The following is a 19,122-nucleotide window of genomic DNA, read 5'->3' as shown; positions in this document are numbered from 1 at the left end:
TTCGAGAGATGGCGGAGCAGGGCGACGGCGAGGAGCAGCAGCACCAGCACGGTCAGCGCGCGATCGAGCTTCACGCCGCCCGCCGCACGGCGGAGAGGATCCGCCCGTCGAGCATGTGCACCGTGCGCTTGGCGATATCGGCATGGGCGGGCGAGTGGGTGACCATCACGATCGTCGCGCCGTCCGCGTTCAGCCGGGTGAGGATGTCCATCACTTGGGCGCCGTTCTCGGTATCGAGGTTGCCGGTCGGCTCGTCCGCCAGGATCAGCCTGGGCTCTCCGACGATCGCGCGGGCGATGGCGGCGCGCTGCTGCTGGCCGCCCGAAAGCTGGTGCGGATGGTGGTTGCGGCGATGCGCGATGCCGACCCGGTCCATCGCGGCATCGACGCGCTCGCGCTTCTCGCGCGAGGGCATCGAGCGATAGGCGAGCGCCAGCGCGACATTCTCGGCGATGGTCAGCTCGTCGATCAGGTTGAAGCTCTGGAACACGAAGCCGAGCCGGTCGCGGCGGAGCTTGGCGAGCTGCGCCTCGGGGACCTTGGCGATATCCTCGCCCTCGAACAGATAGGCGCCGCTGGTCGGGCGGTCGATCGTGCCGAGGATGTTGAGCAGCGTCGACTTGCCGCAGCCCGAGGGCCCCATGATGGCGAGGAATTCGCCCGCCGCAACGGTGAGGTCGATCTCGGCGAGTGCGGTCGTTTCGACTTCGTCGGAGCGATAGGCGCGGTGGATGGCGTTCAGCTGGATCATGGCGGGCTCCTAGTGGATCAGCAGGGTCTGGTAGGGGGCGTAGGTGGCGAGCGGCGTGGTCACGATGCGGTCGCCGGGGGCGAGGCCGCTGGTGACTTCGACCTGGTCGGGGTTGCGGCGGCCGGTGGTGATCGCCCGCCGCACGGCGCGGCTGTCGCTGGTCAGGACGAAGGCGGTGGTGCCGCCCGCATCGAGCCAGCCGCCCGACGGCGCGACCACGGCGGGCCGATCGGCGCCAAGGGTCAGGCGCACGTCGAGCGTCTGGCCGCGGTTGAGGCCGGTGGGCGCGGTGCCCTGGAAGCCGAGCTCGACCCGAAATCGCCCTTCGGTGACTTGGGGTAGGACCTTGATGACGGTGAGCGGGAGGCTGCGGCCATCGAGATCGGCGACGGCGGTGAGGCCGGTGCGGACGCGGCCGAGATAGAATTGGTCGACGTCCGCCGTCAGTTTCCAGGCCCGCTCGGAATCGACCTGGCCTACCGTGTCGCCGGGCTTGATCATCTGCCCCGGCTGGAGGGTGAAGGCGGTGAGCCGCCCGGCCACCGGCGCCCGCACCACCAGCGCGGCGAGGCCGGCGCGGGTCATGGCGAGGCTCTCGCGCAGCTCCCCGGCGGTGGCGTCGACGCCCGAGGACTGGTCGGCGAGCATCCGCCCCGCCTCGGCGGCGCTGCGGGTGAGCGCGGTCAGACGCGCGCGCTGGTACGTCACTTCCTCGCGCAGCGGGGTGACCGCGGCGGCGGTGACGATCTGCTTGTCGAACAGGATCTGCTTCTGGCGGAGCAGCGCCTCGGCCTTGGCGAGTTCGTTGCGGGCGGACGCGATGTCGCGCTCGGTCTGCTCACGGCTCTGCTGGATCGACAGGCGCTGGCCGCTGATCGAGCTGAGCTGGCCGGCGATGTTGGCCGAGCGGCTGGCGACGTCGAGCGCCAGCGTCGGGTTGGCGAGCCGGGCGAGCGGGGCGCCGGCGGCGACCGACTGGCCGTCGCTGGCGATCAGCACCTCGACCTGGCCGCCGCTGACCGCGGTTACATAGACGGTCTGGAGCGGGGCGACCTGCGCGCGCAGCGGCACATAATCGGCGAACGGCGCGCGGGTGACCGGCGCTGTGCGGATCGCCGCGGCGTCGACTGCGAGGCTGCCCGAGCTCGGCAGGAACCACCAGAGCACGAGCGCGGCGGTGGCGGCGGCGATGCCGAGGCCGATGCGCACGAGCAGCTTGCGGCGGCGCGCATGCGGGCGCTCGATCCGCCGATCCATCGCGGCGCCGTTGGTGTGAAGGGGCGTAACGTCCATGTCCGCCAGTGTACGGCAGTCGAATGTCCGCACCTAAAGTACTGATATTACTGGCCGGATTGGAAAGTGCTGGCGCTTGAACCGAACAGTGTCCAAGCTAGTGTTCGATTCCGAACACTGAACCGGAGCGGTCAAGCCTGTGCCAGCCGAATCGCCGACCATCCTGGTGATTGACGACGATCCCGACATCGTCCGCGCCGCCACCCTGCTGCTGGAGCGCAGCGGCATGCGGGTGCTCGGCGCGGCCGATCCCGACGCCGCCTGGGTGCGCCTGGCCGAGGGGCCGGTCGACGCGATCCTGCTCGACCTCAATTTCGCGCGCGGGCGGACGACGGGCGAGGAGGGCTTCCGGATGCTCGATCGGCTGATCGCGGCTGATCGCAACGCGGTGGTGGTGGTGGTCACCGGCCATAGCGGCATCGCGGTGGCGGTGCAGGCGATGCGCGGTGGGGCCAGCGACTTCGTGATCAAGCCGTGGAGCAACGAGCGGCTGCTTGCCACCGTCGAGCGGGCGGTGGCGCTGCGCCGGGCAAAGCTGGCGGCCGCCCCGGCGCCTTCGGGCGAGGAGGCGCTGCTGCTGCTCGGCGAGGCGCCAGCGATCGAGGCGGCGCGGGGCATCATCGCGCGGGTGGGGCCGACCGATGCGCCTGTGCTGCTCACCGGTCCGGCCGGCAGCGGCAAGACGCTGGCGGCGCAGTTGCTCCACCGCGCCTCGTTGCGTGCCGAACGGCCCTTGGTGGTGCTCGACGCCGCGGTGGCGGACCTTGCGGCGATCGAGGCCCGCGTGGCGGCCGCCGAAGCCGCGACGCTGCTGGTCGAGGCCGTCGACGCGCTTACGCCTGCGCTCCAGCCCGAGCTGGCGCGGCGGCTGGGCGGGCTGCGCGTGCTGGCGACCAGCCGCCTCGACCGGGCGGCGACCCGCGCCGCGCTCACCGATGACCTCCGTTTCCGGCTGAACACGGTGGAGATCGACCTGCCGCCCTTAGCCGAACGCGGCGGCGATGCGCTGCTGCTCGCGCGGCATTTCTGCGCGCTGTACGCCGGACGCCATGCCCAGCCGCTGCGGCCGCTTACCGACGAGGCTGCGCGGGCGATCGCTGCCGATTCCTGGCCCGACGGGGTCCACGGGCTGCGCCAGGCGATCGAGCGGGCGGTCCTGCTCGGCGGCGGCGAGGCGATCGATGTCCCCGCGCTGGGACTGAGCCTGCCCGAGGACACGCTGGAACCGCGGGCGATCAAGGCGGACCTCCATCTGGGGCGGAGCGAAGCGACGTTGGTCGCGGCGGCGCTCAAGCGCCATGCCTTCAACGTCAGCCGCGCGGCGGCCGAACTGGGCCTGACGCGCGCGGCGCTCTACCGGCGGATGGCGAAATATGGGCTGTGAGGCACGGTTATCGCCTGTCGCAGGGGCGAGGCGCCTTTGCAGGGGATGGCGGTCGTGAGCGCGCGGGGCTGGGCGGCGCTGCTCCGTGGCATGTTGCTGCTGCTGGCCGGCGGTGCGTTCGCCGCGGCGTGGAGCGCGGGGCTCTATGCCAGCGCGCTGGTATCGGCACTGGCGGGCCTTTGGGGACTGGTGACGGGGATCGCCGAGGCACAGCGGCCCAAGCTGGTGCCGGTCGCCGCGCCGATGCCGGCGCCCGACCCCGCGCATCGCGAGCGGCGGCTGACTGCACTGCTCGACCTGTCGCCTGCACCGATCGTGACGCTGGACGAGGAGGGCCGGCTCCACGCAATCAACCGCGCCGCGCGGCGGCTGTTCGGGGCGGCCGATCTGATCGCCGATCCGCCGGAGCTGCTCGCCGAGGCGATCGCCGGCGAGGCGTCCGGCCGGGCGGCGACGGTGGCGATCGGCGGGCGCAGCTACGCGCTCACCACCAGCGAGTTCGCGCTGGGCGGCGCGCGCAGCAGGCTCGCCGCGCTGATCGATATCGACGCGGAACTGAAGGCCGCCGAAGCGGCGACGCTGCGCGACCTGGTGCAGGTGCTCAGCCACGAGATCGTCAATGCGCTGACGCCGATCGCCTCGCTCAGCCGTACCGCCGCCGACATGCTGGCGGACGAGGCCCCGGCGCTGCCCGCGATCCGCGATGCGGTGGGCACGGTGGCGCGGCGGTCGGCGGGATTGCAGCGTTTCGGCGAGGCCTATCGCTCGCTGGCGCGGCTGCCGGCGCCGGCCTTTGCGCCGCTCGACCTGCGCGAGCTGGGCGACGATCTGTCGCGGCTGTTCGCGACGCGCTGGCCCGATCTGCCGCTGGTCGTCGACGCGGCGGCGCCGATTCGGCTCCACGGCGATGCCGATCAGCTGAGCGCCGCACTCTGGGCCCTGCTGCAGAACGCTGCCGAGGCGGTGGCGGGACAGACGGGCGGGCAGGTGGAGCTCGCACTGTGGCGGGACGCGCGGTCCGCCTTCTGGCGGGTATCGGACACGGGCCCCGGCGTGGCGGCGGCCGATGTCGCGGCGATCTTCCGGCCGTTCTTCACCACCAAGCCGCAGGGCAGCGGCGTGGGGCTGGCGCTCGCCCGGCAGATCCTGCTCGCGCATGGCGGCGATCTTGCGCTGGGGGAGAGCGATCGCGGCGCGTGCTTCGAGGGTCGGCTGCCGATCGATCCGCGCGGGTGAGCGATGCCGGGGCGGCGGGGCCGCCCCGGCACGCCGGCATCAGAAGTTCACGCGGCCGGTGAGGCGCACGGTGCGGCCATAATCGGTATAGCCGCCGAGCAGGTTGTTCGCGACATATTGCACCTGGGCGCGATCGAGGATGTTGATCCCCTGTAGCGACACCTGGGCGTTGCGGGCGACGCGCAGGCTGATGCTGCCGTCGACCGTGCCGAACGGCTTCTCGTTGATCGCGAGGAAGTCGTTGGTGCCCACCGCCTGCAGCACCTTGCCGCGCCAGCTATAGCTCACCCACGCCTCGAACGGCCCCATCTCGTAGAAGCCGGTGAGGTTGAAGCTGTGCCGCGCAACATTCTCCAGCTGGTCCTTCAGCGTCGGGCTGTAGCTCGCCTTGGTGTCGGTGAGGGTATAGTTGGCCTGGACGCCGAGGCCCTTGAGCGGGCCGGGCAGGAAGGTGAAGGGCTGCTGATAGGCGAGCTCGATGCCCCACACCTTGGCGTTGCCGCCATTGGTGGGCGCGGTGAGCTTGTAGGTGGTGCCGTCGAGGACGAAGTCGGTCACCTGGTTGTACACGAAGGTGCCGATGTCCTTGTAGAACACGCCGGCGATCACCGCGCTTTTCGGCGCGAAGTAATATTCGGCCGTCGCGTCGTACTGCCACGCCTGGTAGCGCTTGAGGTTCGGGTTGCCGCCCACCGCCGTCAGGATCGTGCCCGAGGAGTTGAGCGTCAGCCGCGGCGCGAGCTGGGCGAGCGAGGGCCGGGTGATCACCTTGGCGGCGGCCAGGCGGATCAGCAGGTCCTTCTGCGGCTCGAACACGAGGTTGGCCGAGGGCATTACGTCGTCATAGCTGGTGACGTAGCGCACCGGCAGCGCCGCCTTGCCGTTGTCGGCATAGCCAGAGGACGTCTGGCGGGTATGGGCATAGCGCAGGCCGATATTGCCGCGCACGCCGATGCTGCCGAGCGCCGTCTCCAGCGAGGTCATCGCATAGCCGGTCGTGATGTCTTCGCCGATCTTGTACGAGTTGCGCTGGTCGGCGCGGGTCGGCGTCGGGTTCAGCGTGCCGCTGGTGTCCGACGCGATCCAGAACGGATCGGGATCGGGCTGGAGCCAGGTCTTGGGCAGCGTGCCCGTGGTGCCGCCGAGAAAGTCGTTGAACGGGAAGGCGTTGAAATAGCTCGCGTCGAAATATTTGCCGGTCAGCGTCGTGATGTTGAGGTCGCGGCGACGATAGTCGCGGTCGCGGCTGCGATACTTGCCGCCGAACTCGATCTTGGTGAGCGGGCCGAAAACGAGCGGGCGCTCGATCGAAAGGGCCGCCGCCTTCTCCTTGTCCACCGAGCGCAGTGGACGCCACTCGATGCGGCGGAAGGGCAGCGTGCCGGGCTTGTTGAGATCGGCGTCGTACATGGTGACGTCGGGCATGCGGTCGCCATCGGCGGTCGGCATGACGAGCTTTACCCGGCCGACATCGCCGAGCAGGCGCGTGCGGGTGATCGGGCCGTTGGTGTTGCTGGTCGCCTTGGTGGTGTAGGCGCTCGGGTGGAAGGTCCAGTCGCCGGCGACCAGATCGCCCTTGAAGCCGAGGAACCAGTTCTCGTGCTTCATGTCCGAGATGTCGCGGCTGATCTGGGTACCGGTCGGGCTGATGCCGCCGAACAGCACGCCGTCGCGGATGATCGCGCTGCCGGGGACGAGCTTGGTGTAATCGAGGCCGACCGAGTAGGTCAGCTCGTCATAGCGGTCGTCGAGCCGGGTGTAGAAGCCTTCGAACTCGAGGTTGATCGCGCTGGACGGGCGAAACTGCAGCGCGGCGTTGACCGCGTAGCGCTCGCGATCCTCCTGCTCCAGCGTCGGGCGCACGCCGGTCGCGGCGATCACCGGGCCGCTGTCCTTCTTGCCATCGCCATCGGTGTCGACACCGCCGGGCACGTTGGCCCAGCCGATCTCGGTCAGGCGATCCTGGCGCACGCTGCGCTTGGTATAGGCGGCGGCGATAAGCGCGCCGAAGGTGCCGTCGGCGTTCTTCCAGCTGGCGAGCCCGGAGAAATTCGGATCGACCTTGTTGGCCTTCTCCGAATAGCTGCCCGAGGCCGAGGCGACGACTTTGCCCGCTTCCAGAGCGAGCGGCTTGAAGGTGCGGATGTTGACGGTGCCGCCCATCGCGCCTTCCTCGATATTGGCGGAGGGGCTCTTGATCACGTCGACGCCGGCGATCAGTTCCGACGGGATGGTGTCGAAGCGGAACTGGCGGCCGAACTGGCCGCTGTCGCGGATGTTCTCGTTCACCGCGATCGACTGGCCGTTGAGCGTCGTCACCTGGAACTGCGCGCCGAGGCCGCGGACCTTGACGAACAGGCCCTCGCCGCGATCGCGATCGATCGTCACGCCGGGCACGCGCTGCAGCGCCTCGGCCAGATTCTGGGTGGGGAATTGCGCGATGTCGACCGCCTCGATCGAATCGACGACATTGTCGGCCTTGCGCTTGCGCTGGAGGGCGTTGGCGATCGAATCCGAATAGCTGCCGGTGACGACGATCGCAGTCTCTTCCTGCTGGCCGGGTACCGCATCGGTATCCGTCACCGCCTGCAGGTTTGCCGGCTCGGCGGCAGGCTGGGGCTGGGGTGCGACCGGGCCCCTGACCAGCATTGCGGCGCCGCCGTCATAGCGAACCGCGATCGGCGCGCCGGCGATCAGCCGCTCCAGCGCCGCACGCGGGGTGAGCCGGCCGCGCACCGCCGGCGCCCGGCGTCCGGCGACCAGCGCGGGATCGAACATCACTTCGGCGCCGGTCTGGCGCGACAGGGCACGCAGTGCGTCCGACAGCGGCTGGGCGGGCAGGTTGATAGTGTGCGCGGCCTCGAACGGCTGGGCGCCCGCCACTGCGGGCAGCGCCAGCGCCGACGCGGGCAGCGCTGCGCACATGCAAGACGCGAGCAAGATGGTACGCAGACGATGACGCATTAGGATCCCCCGGTGGTGTGTGGTTGTTTCACCGCTTAGGACACGCGACCACCGCCGGACCGGACTCACAAATTAATATTAATTATCCGGGACAGATGTATGTCGAAATTGTTGCATTTTACTTCGGCATGACGCGGATGACGTCGTCTTCGAACTGGACGCGGACCGGGTAGACCAGCGCAAGACGTTTCAGCGCTGCATCGGGTTCGGTGATACGAAAGCGCCCGGACACCGATAGATGCGCGACCCGCGGGTCGAGCGCGACATGCCGGCCGGTCCGCTCGCGGATCATCGCCACGAGCTCGCCGAGCGGGAGCGCGTCTTCGTCGACCCAGCCTTCGCTCCAGTCGATCGCCGAGCGTGCGCCGAGCTTTTCGAGGATCAGCTCGCTGCCGACCGAGACGCGCGAACCCCGGCTCGCGCGGACGGCGTTGGCGTCGCCGATGCCGCTGGGGTCGATCTCGACGGTGCCGCGGAACACATCGACGGTGGTGCGGCTGCTCCGGTCGCTGATCAGGAACTGGGTGCCGAGCACGCGCACCGTCGCGCGCGGCGCGGTCACGTCGAACGGGCGGTGCGTATCGTGGGCGACATCGAACAGCGCGTTGCCGCGGCGAAGCGTGACATGGCGCCGCCGGGCCTCGAACGCCACGTCGAGCTCGGTGTCCCCGTCCAGGTACAATTTGGTGCCGTCGGGCAAATGGGAGACGAGTCGCTCGCCGGGGCGGGTGACCAGCCGATCGTGGCGCAGCCCTGCGGGCTGGGGGAACAGCGTGGCGAGCAGCTCGGGCGCGATCTGCTGCAAGGCCACCAGCCCGAGCACCAGCGCCATGGCGAAGGCGAGGGCGGGGCGACCGATCGCGCCAATCCCGGCGAGCAAGGGCCGCAAGCGATCGGCCAGCGTCGTCCGCACCGCCGGGGCAGGGGCATGGCGGGGCGCGAGCGCCAGCGCCGCCTCCAGCTCGTCCGAGGCGTAAAGATGGTCGAGCAACTGATATTCAAGCTCGTGCGCCGGGCTGCGGGCGAGCCATTCGCGCAGCGCGATCCGCTCCGCCTCGCGCATTCGACCCGATTGCTCGCGCGCGACCCAATAGGCCGCCTGCGCCTGGATTTCCTCCAGCCGCTCCTCATAGCTGCGGAAGGTGCCGAGCTGGATCACCATGGCGTGTCCCCCTCGATCTTGTGGCGTTCCTGATAGGCCCGCAGATCGGCCAGCGCGCGCACGACATGTTTCTCGACGGCGGCACTCGACAGGTTCAGCGCCGCGCCGATCTCGCGATAGCTCTGGCCTTCCAGCCGGCGGCGGATCAGCACTTCGCGGCGGAGCGGCGGCAGCGCGTCGATCGCCTGTCGGAGCTGGTCGAGCCGATCGGCATCGACCGCCGCGCGTTCCTGGCAGGGGCGCTCATCGACCGGATCGTCGGCCAGCCCGGCGATCAGCCGCGCCTCGCGCCGATGGTGATTGATCAACAGATTGGTGGCGATGCGGGCGAGCAGCGCTTGCGGATGGTCCACCCGCTCGCGGCGGGCGAAATCCACCAGGCGGACGATCGCGTCCTGGGCGATGTCCTCGGCGAGCGCCGGATTGCCGCAGCGGCGACGCAGAAAGGCGACGAGGTGCGCGCGCTCGCTGGCGCCGATCGGTGGCTCGGTGCGGGCTGCCAGCGTCACCGGCATGCGTCTCGTTTCGATCTTCGCCCGTGCCGCACGCCGTTCGCCCCTTGTCGCCCCGGATCGGGCCATAGACAAAGACACGCGGCGGCGTCGAACCCGGACAGGGGCGCGGATGATTTTCCCGCGTCCGAGCCCGGAACGTCCCGCACTACACCGGCAGCGCGGGGCGCAGGTTTCAGATCAGGCCATCAGCACCTTGTCGACGGCGATGCGGAACTTCTCCATGTCCGCCGCCGAGCCGACGGTGACGCGCGACATGCTCGGATAGGCGGTCCAGGAGCGACCGATCTGGACGTTCTGGGCGAGCAGCGCCGCCATCATCTCCTTCGGCGCCTTGCCCTTCCAATCGGTCATGAACATGTTGGCGTTGCTGCCCGGCAGCACCTTGAGTCCGCGGCTCTGGAGATGCGCGATGGTCTTCTCGCGGACCGCGATCATCTCGTCGCGCCGCGCCTTGATCTCGCTGGCGAGCGGGATCGAGGCGGTGCCGCATGCCACCGCCGTCATCGGCAGCATGTTGGTCACCTGGAAACCGTCATAGCGCATCATCTTGTCGTGCAGCGCCGGCGACGCGAAGGTGAGGCCCAGCCGCATGCCCGCCATGCCGAACAGCTTGGAGAAGGTGCGCATCACCAGCACGTCGTCGCGGGCGGCGACCAGCTTGGCGGCATTGGGCGCGTCGGCGAAGTGGATATAGGCCTCGTCGACGACCAGCACCGCGTCCTTGGGCTTGTTCTCCGCCAGCCACACAATGTCGGCGATCGGGGTTAGCGTGCCGGTCGGGTTGTTGGGCGAGCAGACATAATAGAGTCCGGCATTGGGATCGGCCGCCAGCATCGCCTTGACGTCGTGCTGGTATTGCGGCCCGAGCGGTGCCTTGCTCACCTTGGCGCCGATCCAGGCCGCGGTGCGCCAGATCTGCTCGTAGGTGGGATCGGCGGTAACGATGCCGCGCGTCGGCGAGGCGAAGGTGACCGCGGCGCGGTTGAGCGGGTCGCTCGAGCCGGGCCAGGCGCGGATATGGCTGGCGGGCAGCCCTTCCACCGCCGAGACGGCGGCGAACAGCTGCTCGTGCTCGCCATTGGGCTCGTAGCGATTGCCCTCGGTGACGATCTTCATCGCCGCCGCCGCGCCGGCTGGCAGCGGGCCGGTCCAGCATTCGTTCGAGCCGATGCGGACGGCGCCGATCACCGCCTTGGCCGATTGCTGGGCGAAGGCAGGCGCGGCGCGGCTCAGCGCGACGCTGCCACCGAGCAGCGCGGCGATGCGCCCCATGTCGCGGCGCGAATAGCCGCGGCCGCGCAGGTCTTCGGCGATTTCGGGCTTCTTGAGCGTTTCGAGGATGGTCATGTCGTGGGTCTCCCTGTTTTCGATCGAGACGCGCGTCAGAACTTCAGCGCATTGTGGAACATCACCAGCGCGATGACGATGAGGTAAATGCCGAATACCCGTTTCAGCATGGCTGGTTGTAAGGCGTGGGCGGCTGCGACCCCGAGCGGGGCGGTGAGCATCGACATCGAGGCGATGGCCACGGTCGCCGGCAGGTTGACGAAGCCGAGCGAGCCCCAGGGCAGCCCCGGCTCGCGCAGGCCGATGATCGCGAAGCCGATCGCACTGGGCACGGCGATCAGCGTGCCGATGCCGCTGGCGGTGCCCACTGCGCGGTGGATCGAGCGGCCGCACAGGGTCATCACCATGATCGCGATGGTGCCGCCGCCGATGCCGAGCAGCGAGGAGAAGGTGCCGAGCCCCCCGGCGATGGCGACGCGGGTGACGCCCCCCGGCATCTGATCGCTGATCACCCGGTTGCCGAGCTTGGGCACCAGGAAGTTGACCGACATCAGCAGCACGCCGGTGGCGAAGACCATGGTCAGCACGCGGCCGTCGACATGGCTGGCAAGCAGCACGCCGATGCCGTCGCCCAGCACCACCCAGGGCGCCCAGGTCTTGAGGATCTCGAAATCGACCGATCCGCGCTTGTGGTGGCTCAGCACCGATCGGATCGAGGTGATGATGATCGTCGCGGCCGAGGTGCCGATCGCGACATGGGCGTACTGGCTATGCTCGCCGCCGAGCAGCGGCAGCATCAGCAGCAGGGCGGGGACGACGACGAAGCCACCGCCAATGCCGAACACGCCACCGGCGAAACCGGCAGCGAGCCCGGCGACCAGCAGGCCCAGCAAGGGGATCAGCCAGTCCATGGAAGAAATAAGCAAAGGACATCACTCCCGAGTTTTGTTCTCGCACGCAACACGAACCGGCCGGGGCGCGCCGCCCCGGCCGGCAACACGTCAAAATTTCAGGCTGATCCGGCCGTAATAATAGCCGCCGTTGATCCCGTAGGGCGAAATCGAGGGGTAGAGGTTCGACGAATAGCCGCGCGACCCCGCGGCGAGCTGCGCCGAGCGGATGTTCTCGAACGAGCGCTGGGTCGGGTAATGGTTGAACAGGTTGTTGGCGCCGACGGAGAGCTTGAGACCGGCGACGATCTTCACGCTGCCTTCGAGATCGGTGATGAAGGCCGAATTGACCGGAACCTGGAGATCGGCGCCCTTGAGCGGGCTGTTGCCCGGGGTCGATTCCAGCGCATAGACCTTCGAGTAGAAGCTCTCGCGGAAGTTCAGGCTGAACCGACCATATTCCCAGAACGCAGCCAGCGTCGCGCGGAACTTCGGCGTGCTGTTCTCCAGCTCGACGATCGAATAGTTGTTGATCAGCGCTGATTGTGCCGGATTGGCCTTGTTGACGTAGAGCGCCGAGGGCAGCGCGGCGATGTTCTTGACCTTGTTGTCGTTGTAATTGGCCGAAAGTGTCCAGTTCACCTTGCCGACCGGGATGTCCATGTCGTAGCTGGCGACGAAGTCCACGCCGCGCGTGCGCATCTTGGCGCCGTTGACGAAGGTCTGGATCGACACGGTGCCGTCGATGTTGCGCTCGCCATTGACGTCGGTGAGCACATAGCTGGGGATGGTGCCGCCCAGCGCGGTGGCGACGGCGTTGTAGACCGCCTGCTGGTTGTTGGTGTTGAAGGTGTCGGCATTGTAGGCGACGCAGTTGGCCTTGTTCGATCCGGCATAGCCCTGCGGGCAGTATTTGCCGTTGAAGCCGTAGAAGGTGCTCGAGATCAGGATGCGGTTGCGGATCTCGATCCAATAGGCGTCGAGCGTCACGTTGACGCGCGGGCTGGGCGTGAACACGAAGCCGGCGCTGAAGTTGGTCGATTTCTCGGGCTTGAGGCCGCCGAAGCCGAGCGACTTGGCACCGGCCGAGTTGGCGGGGAGCACGCCCGACACGCTGTTCGGGCCGACATTGATCCCCGAATAAAAACCCTCGGCCAGCGTCGGCGCGCGGAAGCCGGTGGAGACCGTGCCGCGGACGGCAATCGCCTTGGTGATGTCGTAGCGGCTGGTGAGCTTGAAGACCGTGGTGTCACCGAAGTCGCTGTAATGCTCGTGGCGGACCGCGCCGTCGACCAGCCAGGCGGCGACCGGCTTCACGCTGATGTCGAGATATTGCGAGAAGTTGGTGCGCGAATGCTGCCCGGCGTCGTTCGGGCTGTACCCGAAGAAGGATTGCGCGCCGCTGCCGTAATAGGAGGCCGGATCGCCCGAGACGATGCCGTAGGTCTCGCGACGATATTCGAGGCCGCCGGCGACGTTGAGCGGATCGGCCAGGCCGATGTCGAACGCGTGGGTCAGATCGAGCGTGTTGCTCCACTGGCTGGCCTTGAAGTCGCCATTGTGGAACTCGGTCGGCGTGAAGCCGGTGTCCTTGTAGAGCGCGGCATTGGCGGAATGCTGCACATAGACCCCGACGAAATCGTCGCCATAGGTGGAGGCGACGTCGAAGGTGGTGCTACCGATCGTGCCGCGGAAGCCGCCGGTGACGGCATAATCGGTTTCGGAGATTGCCTCGAGCGGCTGGAAGCCCATCGGGTAGAAGGGCGTGCCCGCCTTGCTGACGACCACGTCCGGCGTGCGGACATTCTCATAGGCGCGGGCATTCTTGTGGCCGTAGCTGCCGAAGCTGTAGAATTCGAAGCCGCCGAAATCATAGCCAGCATTCACCATCACCGAGCTCTGATCGACCTCGGGATCGCCCAGGATGCGGTTGGTGTATGGGTAATAGGGCAGGTTCTTGATTGCCGGGTAGAGCGTCAGATATTTGGTCGCGTTGGCGTTGCTCCCGAAGACCTGGGGGTTGACGTCGCCGCGGAAACTGAAGCCCTTGTGCTTCTTCTCGGCGGTGATGTTCACCCAGGCATTCTCGATCGGCGCAAAGCCGATATTGCCCGAGAAGGCGTAGGTCTTGCCGCCCTGATCGTAATAGCGGCCGCCGGTTACGTCGAGGACGCCGCCGTGATCGGCCTTTTTCTGGATGATGTTGACGACGCCGGCGATCGCATCGGTGCCGTATTGCGCGGCGGCGCCGTCCTGCAGCACTTCGATATGGTCGATCGAGTCCGGCAGGATGAAGCTGATGTCGGGCGCGGCGCTGCCGCCATAGGGGCCGCCGGCGACCGAGACGTTGGCGGTGCCGTGGCGGCGCTTGCCGTTGAGCAGGATCAGCGTGTGGTTGGGGCTGAGGCCGCGCAGCTTCATCTGCAGGTTGTGCGCCTGAAGATCGCTGCCGAACGCCTGGACCTGGACGCTCGGCAGGTTCTGGGCGAGCGCCTGGATGAGGTCGGGCTGGCCGGTGCGGGAGAGGTCATCGGCGCTCAGCAACTGGATGGGTGCCGGGCTGTCCGCTGCGCGGATGCCGGTAACGCGGGTGCCGGTGACGATGATGTCGCCGCCTTCCTGCGCCGGGCCCCCGCTGTCCTGCGCGAAGGCCGGCGTGGCGGCGAGCGCCAGTGTGATGGCCAGAACCGTGAACGAAGCCGTTTCGCGAAATTGCATTAGCTCATGCCCCCCGAAGGCTGATGGTTGTCGTTTGTCTCGTTCCTCGATGCGGTCTCGTTTTGTCGGTCGTTTTCTGGAGCCCGGTGCCCGCGGACATGGCTTTCCGTTCCCGAAAGCGCGGCAGCGCGAACGGGGAGATGGGTCGACACCGGGGTACGCTTTCAGCCGTGCCCGGAGGCGCGGCCACACGGCATCAGGCCGTGCCGGGGATCAGGCAGCGGCGGCGATGCCAACAACTGGAGCGAACTGGGCCCCTTGGGAGCCGGAAGCATAACGGCGATGTGCACAGGGCATGCCGCCGATCTTTACCGTGCAAATCGATGCGCGAAGTTCCTGTCCGCGATCGCGCTGGATCCCGGATGCGCGCTATCGATTAGTCGAAGAGTCTCGCGCGCCTGCCAGCACAGCGTTGCGCGTCTGCTGGCGAATGTTTGCGCGTCATCGGCGCCCTATCGGCGAAGTGTAAGCGATGGCCGGTCATTTGATCACCCTGTTTCTGATCAATGCACCGATTCGGACATCCAGCCCCTGGTATTTTTTTATGGCTTGTCTGAGGGATGCTATCGGTCGGGCAGGTGATGTCAATGCGCGAACGACGTATGTTGTAACCGATTTGTCGTCGTTATGACACACGGCCCGCTCCATCGCTGGAACGGGCCGTGGCGTAGCTGACGTCGCGTGCGGGATCAGTGCGCGGCGCTGATATCCACCTTGCCGCGCGGCCGCGGCGTGAACCAGATGATGCCGGCCGCGAACACGAAGATGATCGCCGACAGCAGGAAGACATGGGTGGTTGCCAGCGTCAGGCTCTCTTGGCTCACCACGCGTTCCACCGCGGCGCGCACCTGGCCGATCGAGAAACCCTGCGCCGTCAGCGCGCTCATCGTCGGGTCGGTGTTCAGCCGCGAGACGATCTCGCTGCGGGCGATCCGCGAACTGTCGTCCCAGATGCTGGTCGAGACTGAGGTGCCGATCGCGCCCGCCATCGTGCGCAGGAAGCTCATCACGCCTGCCGCCGAGGCGGTCTCCTCCGGCAACACCGATCCCAGCGCCAGCGTGGTCAGCGGGATGAAGAAGAACGGCATGCCGAAGCCCTGCAGGAACTGCGGGAAGGCGAAGGTCCAGAACCCGGCCTGGCTGTTCCAGTAGACGCGCAGCAGCGCGGACAGGCCGAGCCAGAGGATGCCGAACGACACCAGCAACCGCGGATCGACCTTGTTCGAGAGCTTGGCGACCACCGGCGACATGAACACCGCCGCCACGCCCGAAAAGGCGGTGGCATAGCCGGCATAGGTCGCCGTGTAGCCCTGGCTCGACTGGAGCCATTGCGGGATGATCACGGCTGAGGCGAAGAAGGTTGCGAAGGCGAAGGACAACGAGATCACCGACACGGTGAAGCCGCGGTGGCGGAACACCCGCAGATCGACGACCGGATCCTTCGCGGTGATCTCCCAGGCAAGGAAGACGAGAAAGCCGATCCCGGCGATCACGCCCAACCACACGATCGTCGGATCGTTGAACCAGTCATGCTCGCGGCCGAGATCGAGCATGATCTGCAGCGCCGCGATCCACAGCACCAGCAGCCCGAGCCCGCCCTTGTCGACCGAAAGCTTCTCGGTGGGCGTCTCGGCCTTGGTGAGCAGCCGCATCGCGCCGAAGGTGCACAGCGCGGCGACGGGAATGTTGATGAAGAAGATCCAGTGCCACGACCAGTTGTCGCTGATCGTGCCGCCGGCGATCGGCCCCAGGATCGGCGCGACGACGGTGGTCATCGCCCACAGCCCCATCGCCTGGGCATGCTGTTCGGGCTTGAAGATGCGCAGCAGCAGCGTCTGGGTGAGCGGCATCAGCGGGCCGCCGCACAGCCCCTGGCCGATGCGGCAGGCGACCAGCATGCCGAGCGTCGTCGACATGCCGCACAGCACCGAGAAGATGCCGAAGCCGATCATGCCGAAGATGTAGGTACGCACCACGCCGAACCGGCCCGCAAGCCAGCCGGTCAGCGGCACGCACACCGCCTCGGCAACCGCATAGGAGGTGATGATCCAGGTGCCCTGGCTCGACGAAATGCCCAGGCTGCCGGCGATGTGCGGCACCGAAACGTTGGCGATGGTGGTGTCGAGCACCACCATGAAGTTGGTCAACGCCAGCACCACGCCGGCGAGGATCAGCGACGGCCCCTCCAGGAAGCCCCCGCGCTGCGTCTGGCCGTTCATGGCAGGCGTTCCTTACTTCGCCGAGGTATCGATCTCGGCATCCATCGACAGGCCGACGCGCAGCGGGTGCGCCTGCAGTTCCTTCGGATCGAGCGCGACGCGCACCGGCAGGCGCTGGACCACCTTGATCCAGTTGCCGGTCGCGTTCTGCGCCGGGATCAGCGCGAAGGACGAGCCGGTGCCGCCCGAGAAGCCGACGACACGGCCGTGATACTTCACGTCGCCGCCATAGAGGTCGGACTTCAGCTCGACCGGCTGGCCGACCTTGACCTTGGTCAGCTGGCCTTCCTTGAAGTTGGCGTCGACATAGAGCTGGTTGAGCGGCACGATCAGCATCAACTGGGCGCCCGGGGCGACGCGCTGCCCGACCTGCACGTTGCGGCGCGTGACCACACCGTCGAACGGTGCACGGATCACGGTGCGGGCGAGGTCGAGCTTGGCCTGCTCCACCTTGGCGCGCGCGGCGAGCACTTCGGGGGCGGTGTTGGCGTTGGTGCCGCGTACCAGCGCCTCGTTCGCCACCAGCTGGCCGCTCGCCGCCACGCGGGTCGAACTGGCCTGGGCAAGCCCTGCCTTGGCGAGTTCGAGGTTCGCGCGTGCCGCCTGGAAGGCGTTGGTCGCCGAGGTCAGCTCTTCGCCCGAGACCGCGCCGTTGGGCGCGAGCTTCTGGCGACGGGCCAGATCGATGCGGGCCTTCTCGAAATCGGATTGCGCCGCGGCTACCTGCGCCCGGGCACGGGCGATGTCCGCCTCGCGGGCCTGGACCTGCGCGGCCAGCGCTTCGCTCGTCGCCGAGGTCTGGCCGAACTGGCGGGTGGCGCGGGCGAGATCGGCCTCGGCCTGGGCCAGCGCGATGCGGGCGTCGGCGTCGTCGATCTGGACGAGCACGTCGCCCTTCTTCACCGCCTGGGTGTCGGCCACGGCGACGCGCAGCACCTGGCCGCCGGTCATCGGCGTGATGCTAGCGCTGTCGGCGCCGACATAGGCGTTGTCGGTACTCACATAATGGCTGCCGACGGCCATGTAATAGCCGCCATAGCCGAGGCCGGCGAGCAGCACGAGGCCGCCGACGCCGAGCATCAGCCGCTTGCGCAGCGTCTTGCGGTTGCTGTCGTCCGAGGCAACCGCAGCCGGGCCGGGGGAGGGTTCCTTGCGATCGGCGGCGTCGCCGCGCGCAGCGTGGATGGCGGGTTCAGCGTCAGCCATGGGTCTTGACCTCGGAAGCGGCAACCGCCGCATTGTTGGGGGAAAAGCCTCCGCCAAGCGCGCGGACGAGCTGGACGTCGAGCGTGAACGCGCGCGCTTCCAATTCGGCTACGATCTGGCGGTTCTGCAACACCCTCTCCTCGGCGGTCAGAACATCAAGAAACCGCGACAGCCCGCCTTGATAGCGTTGCTGCGCGATGGAATAGGCCTGTTCGGAATCGTCCAGTGCCTGCCGGCTCTGGGCGAGGCGCGTGGCCAGCGCTTTCTGGCTGGTCACCGCATCGGCGACCTGATGATAGGCGGCGGTGACGTTGTTGTCGTAATTGGCGACGGCCTCGTCATAGGTCGCACGGGCGCCGGCATATTGGCCGCGCAGCTCGCCGCCGTGGAAGATCGGCAGGCTGATCGCCGGGCCGGCCTGGAACACGGCTGCGCCATTGCCCTTGACGAGATTGTCGAGCCCGAGCGCACCATAGCCGGCGAGCGCGCTGAGGCGGATCGACGGATAGAAGTTGGCGCGGGCGACCTTGATGCGGCTGGCGGCGGCTTCGACCCGCGCGCGGGCAGCGGCGATGTCCGGGCGGCGGCCGATCAGATCGGTGGTGACATCGGCGGGGATGCCGCGCGCCTCGGTCGGCGCCGTCGGCAGGGCGATGCTGAGCCCGCGATCGGGGCCCTGGCCGAGCAAGGCGGCGATGCGGTTGCGGGTGAGGCCGATATCCTCGTCGATCGCGGCGAGCTGCGCGCGGGCGGCGGGCACGGCGGAGGCGGCCTGCTTCTCCTCGGCGCGCGTCTCGAGCCCATTGGTCACCCGATCGGTGACCAGCTTCTGCGTCGCCAGGCGAACTTCGAGCGCGCGCTCCTGCACGCGGCGATCGGCCGCGAGGCGCGCGAGATCGGCATAGGCGGCGGCGATATTGGTCGACAGCGCAAGGCGCGCCTGCTCCAGCTCGAGGCGCGCGGCCTCGGCCTCGGACGTGGCGGCGGCGAGCTGGGCGCGGGTCTTGCCCCAGATGTCGAGATCGAAGCTCAGGTTCAGCGTGCCATAGCCGATCGTCTGCACGTTCGAGGGAACATTGATCGGCAGGCTGTCGCCGGTGTTGATCTGGTTCGCCGCGGCGGATGCGCTGGCATCGACGCGCGGGAGACGGGCCGCGCCCACCTGCACCGCATAGGCCTGGGCCGAACGCAGGCGCGCGGCGGCGACCGCGAGATCGGGCGCGCCACGGAAAGCCTCATCCATCAACGTGTTGAGCTGCGGATCGTTATAGGCGGTCCACCAGTTGGTGACGGGCCATTGCGCCTGCGCATCGCCGGCCAGCGACTGGCCGGCGGCATAGCTTTTGGCCGCGCGCATTTCGGGTCGCGCGCCCAGGTTGGGCACCGGGGCGCACGCAGCCAGCGCCGAGGCAGCAGCCGCGGACAGCAACAAGGGCGTTGTTGGGAAACGACTCGTCATGGTCAGGAAAAACCGTACTATTGGGTACGAGTTCCAGA

Annotated in this window: 13 protein-coding genes; 2 read left to right on the top strand and 11 right to left on the bottom strand. The window is 68.1% G+C overall.

Annotated elements, in window-relative coordinates; translation table 11 throughout:
• Window positions 1–70 precede the first annotated feature (70 nt).
• Window positions 71–751, bottom strand: a complete 681-nt coding sequence (locus tag SAZ01S_RS07280; protein ID WP_084581470.1) for an ABC transporter ATP-binding protein — start codon at window positions 749–751, stop codon at window positions 71–73.
• Window positions 752–760: 9 nt separating this feature from the next.
• Window positions 761–2,044 carry an efflux RND transporter periplasmic adaptor subunit gene (locus tag SAZ01S_RS07275; protein ID WP_245824686.1) on the bottom strand — a complete coding sequence of 428 codons (1,284 nt, stop codon included), beginning with the start codon at window positions 2,042–2,044 and terminating at the stop codon, window positions 761–763.
• Window positions 2,045–2,183: 139 nt separating this feature from the next.
• Between SAZ01S_RS07275 and SAZ01S_RS07270 the strand changes: the two genes are divergently transcribed.
• Window positions 2,184–3,428 carry a sigma-54-dependent transcriptional regulator gene (locus tag SAZ01S_RS07270; RefSeq protein WP_084581468.1) on the top strand — a complete coding sequence of 415 codons (1,245 nt, stop codon included), beginning with the start codon at window positions 2,184–2,186 and terminating at the stop codon, window positions 3,426–3,428.
• 45 nt (window positions 3,429–3,473) lie between these two features.
• Window positions 3,474–4,664 (top strand): sensor histidine kinase, encoded by a 1,191-nt coding sequence (locus SAZ01S_RS07265; RefSeq protein ID WP_245824684.1) that lies wholly within the window; start codon window positions 3,474–3,476, stop codon window positions 4,662–4,664.
• Between the two features lie 39 nt (window positions 4,665–4,703).
• On the opposite strand, the gene SAZ01S_RS07260 is transcribed toward SAZ01S_RS07265, so the two are convergent.
• The 9 genes from SAZ01S_RS07260 to SAZ01S_RS07220 form a co-directional block, all read right to left on the bottom strand.
• Window positions 4,704–7,589 carry a TonB-dependent receptor gene (locus SAZ01S_RS07260; RefSeq protein ID WP_245824683.1) on the bottom strand — a complete coding sequence of 962 codons (2,886 nt, stop codon included), beginning with the start codon at window positions 7,587–7,589 and terminating at the stop codon, window positions 4,704–4,706.
• A gap of 157 nt (window positions 7,590–7,746) precedes the next feature.
• Window positions 7,747–8,790 (bottom strand): FecR family protein, encoded by a 1,044-nt coding sequence (locus tag SAZ01S_RS07255; RefSeq protein WP_084581464.1) that lies wholly within the window; start codon window positions 8,788–8,790, stop codon window positions 7,747–7,749.
• A complete protein-coding gene (locus tag SAZ01S_RS07250) occupies window positions 8,784–9,305 on the bottom strand; it encodes an RNA polymerase sigma factor (protein WP_139809973.1) in 522 nt (173 codons plus the stop codon). The genes SAZ01S_RS07255 and SAZ01S_RS07250 overlap by 7 nt, the downstream gene beginning before the upstream one ends.
• Before the next feature lie 177 nt (window positions 9,306–9,482).
• A complete protein-coding gene (locus tag SAZ01S_RS07245) occupies window positions 9,483–10,652 on the bottom strand; it encodes a pyridoxal phosphate-dependent aminotransferase (protein WP_084581462.1) in 1,170 nt (389 codons plus the stop codon).
• A gap of 35 nt (window positions 10,653–10,687) precedes the next feature.
• Window positions 10,688–11,503: a sulfite exporter TauE/SafE family protein gene (locus SAZ01S_RS07240; protein WP_084581460.1), complete on the bottom strand. Its 816-nt coding sequence runs from the start codon at window positions 11,501–11,503 to the stop codon at window positions 10,688–10,690.
• 90 nt (window positions 11,504–11,593) lie between these two features.
• On the bottom strand, window positions 11,594–14,200 hold the full coding sequence (locus SAZ01S_RS07235) for a TonB-dependent receptor plug domain-containing protein (protein ID WP_084581458.1): 2,607 nt from the start codon (window positions 14,198–14,200) through the stop codon (window positions 11,594–11,596).
• A gap of 689 nt (window positions 14,201–14,889) precedes the next feature.
• Window positions 14,890–16,419, bottom strand: a complete 1,530-nt coding sequence (locus SAZ01S_RS07230) for a DHA2 family efflux MFS transporter permease subunit (protein ID WP_084581456.1) — start codon at window positions 16,417–16,419, stop codon at window positions 14,890–14,892.
• Between the two features lie 12 nt (window positions 16,420–16,431).
• The gene (locus SAZ01S_RS07225) at window positions 16,432–17,625 is read right to left on the bottom strand and encodes an HlyD family secretion protein (protein ID WP_084581454.1); all 1,194 of its coding nucleotides are present in this window, start codon (window positions 17,623–17,625) and stop codon (window positions 16,432–16,434) included.
• Window positions 17,618–19,084, bottom strand: coding sequence for an efflux transporter outer membrane subunit (locus SAZ01S_RS07220; protein ID WP_084581452.1), 1,467 nt, complete (start codon window positions 19,082–19,084; stop codon window positions 17,618–17,620). The genes SAZ01S_RS07225 and SAZ01S_RS07220 overlap by 8 nt, the downstream gene beginning before the upstream one ends.
• Between the last annotated feature and the right edge of the window lie 38 nt (window positions 19,085–19,122).

Origin of the sequence: Sphingomonas azotifigens NBRC 15497, assembly GCF_002091475.1 — a bacterium.
Taxonomy (GTDB): domain Bacteria; phylum Pseudomonadota; class Alphaproteobacteria; order Sphingomonadales; family Sphingomonadaceae; genus Sphingomonas; species Sphingomonas azotifigens.
Note: the sequence above shows the minus strand (reverse complement) of the source record. Positions and strands in the feature narration are given on the sequence as shown.

Coding starts and splice junctions, on each gene's coding strand:
- SAZ01S_RS07280 (WP_084581470.1), bottom strand. CDS start 751: ATGATCCAGCTGAACGCCATCCACCGCGCCTATCGCTCCGACGAAGTC.
- SAZ01S_RS07260 (WP_245824683.1), bottom strand. CDS start 7,589: ATGTGCGCAGCGCTGCCCGCGTCGGCGCTGGCGCTGCCCGCAGTGGCG.
- SAZ01S_RS07250 (WP_139809973.1), bottom strand. CDS start 9,305: ATGCCGGTGACGCTGGCAGCCCGCACCGAGCCACCGATCGGCGCCAGC.
- SAZ01S_RS07255 (WP_084581464.1), bottom strand. CDS start 8,790: ATGGTGATCCAGCTCGGCACCTTCCGCAGCTATGAGGAGCGGCTGGAG.
- SAZ01S_RS07230 (WP_084581456.1), bottom strand. CDS start 16,419: ATGAACGGCCAGACGCAGCGCGGGGGCTTCCTGGAGGGGCCGTCGCTG.
- SAZ01S_RS07245 (WP_084581462.1), bottom strand. CDS start 10,652: ATGACCATCCTCGAAACGCTCAAGAAGCCCGAAATCGCCGAAGACCTG.
- SAZ01S_RS07265 (WP_245824684.1), top strand. CDS start 3,474: ATGGCGGTCGTGAGCGCGCGGGGCTGGGCGGCGCTGCTCCGTGGCATG.
- SAZ01S_RS07220 (WP_084581452.1), bottom strand. CDS start 19,084: ATGACGAGTCGTTTCCCAACAACGCCCTTGTTGCTGTCCGCGGCTGCT.
- SAZ01S_RS07235 (WP_084581458.1), bottom strand. CDS start 14,200: ATGCAATTTCGCGAAACGGCTTCGTTCACGGTTCTGGCCATCACACTG.
- SAZ01S_RS07275 (WP_245824686.1), bottom strand. CDS start 2,044: ATGGACGTTACGCCCCTTCACACCAACGGCGCCGCGATGGATCGGCGG.
- SAZ01S_RS07240 (WP_084581460.1), bottom strand. CDS start 11,503: ATGGACTGGCTGATCCCCTTGCTGGGCCTGCTGGTCGCCGGGCTCGCT.
- SAZ01S_RS07225 (WP_084581454.1), bottom strand. CDS start 17,625: ATGGCTGACGCTGAACCCGCCATCCACGCTGCGCGCGGCGACGCCGCC.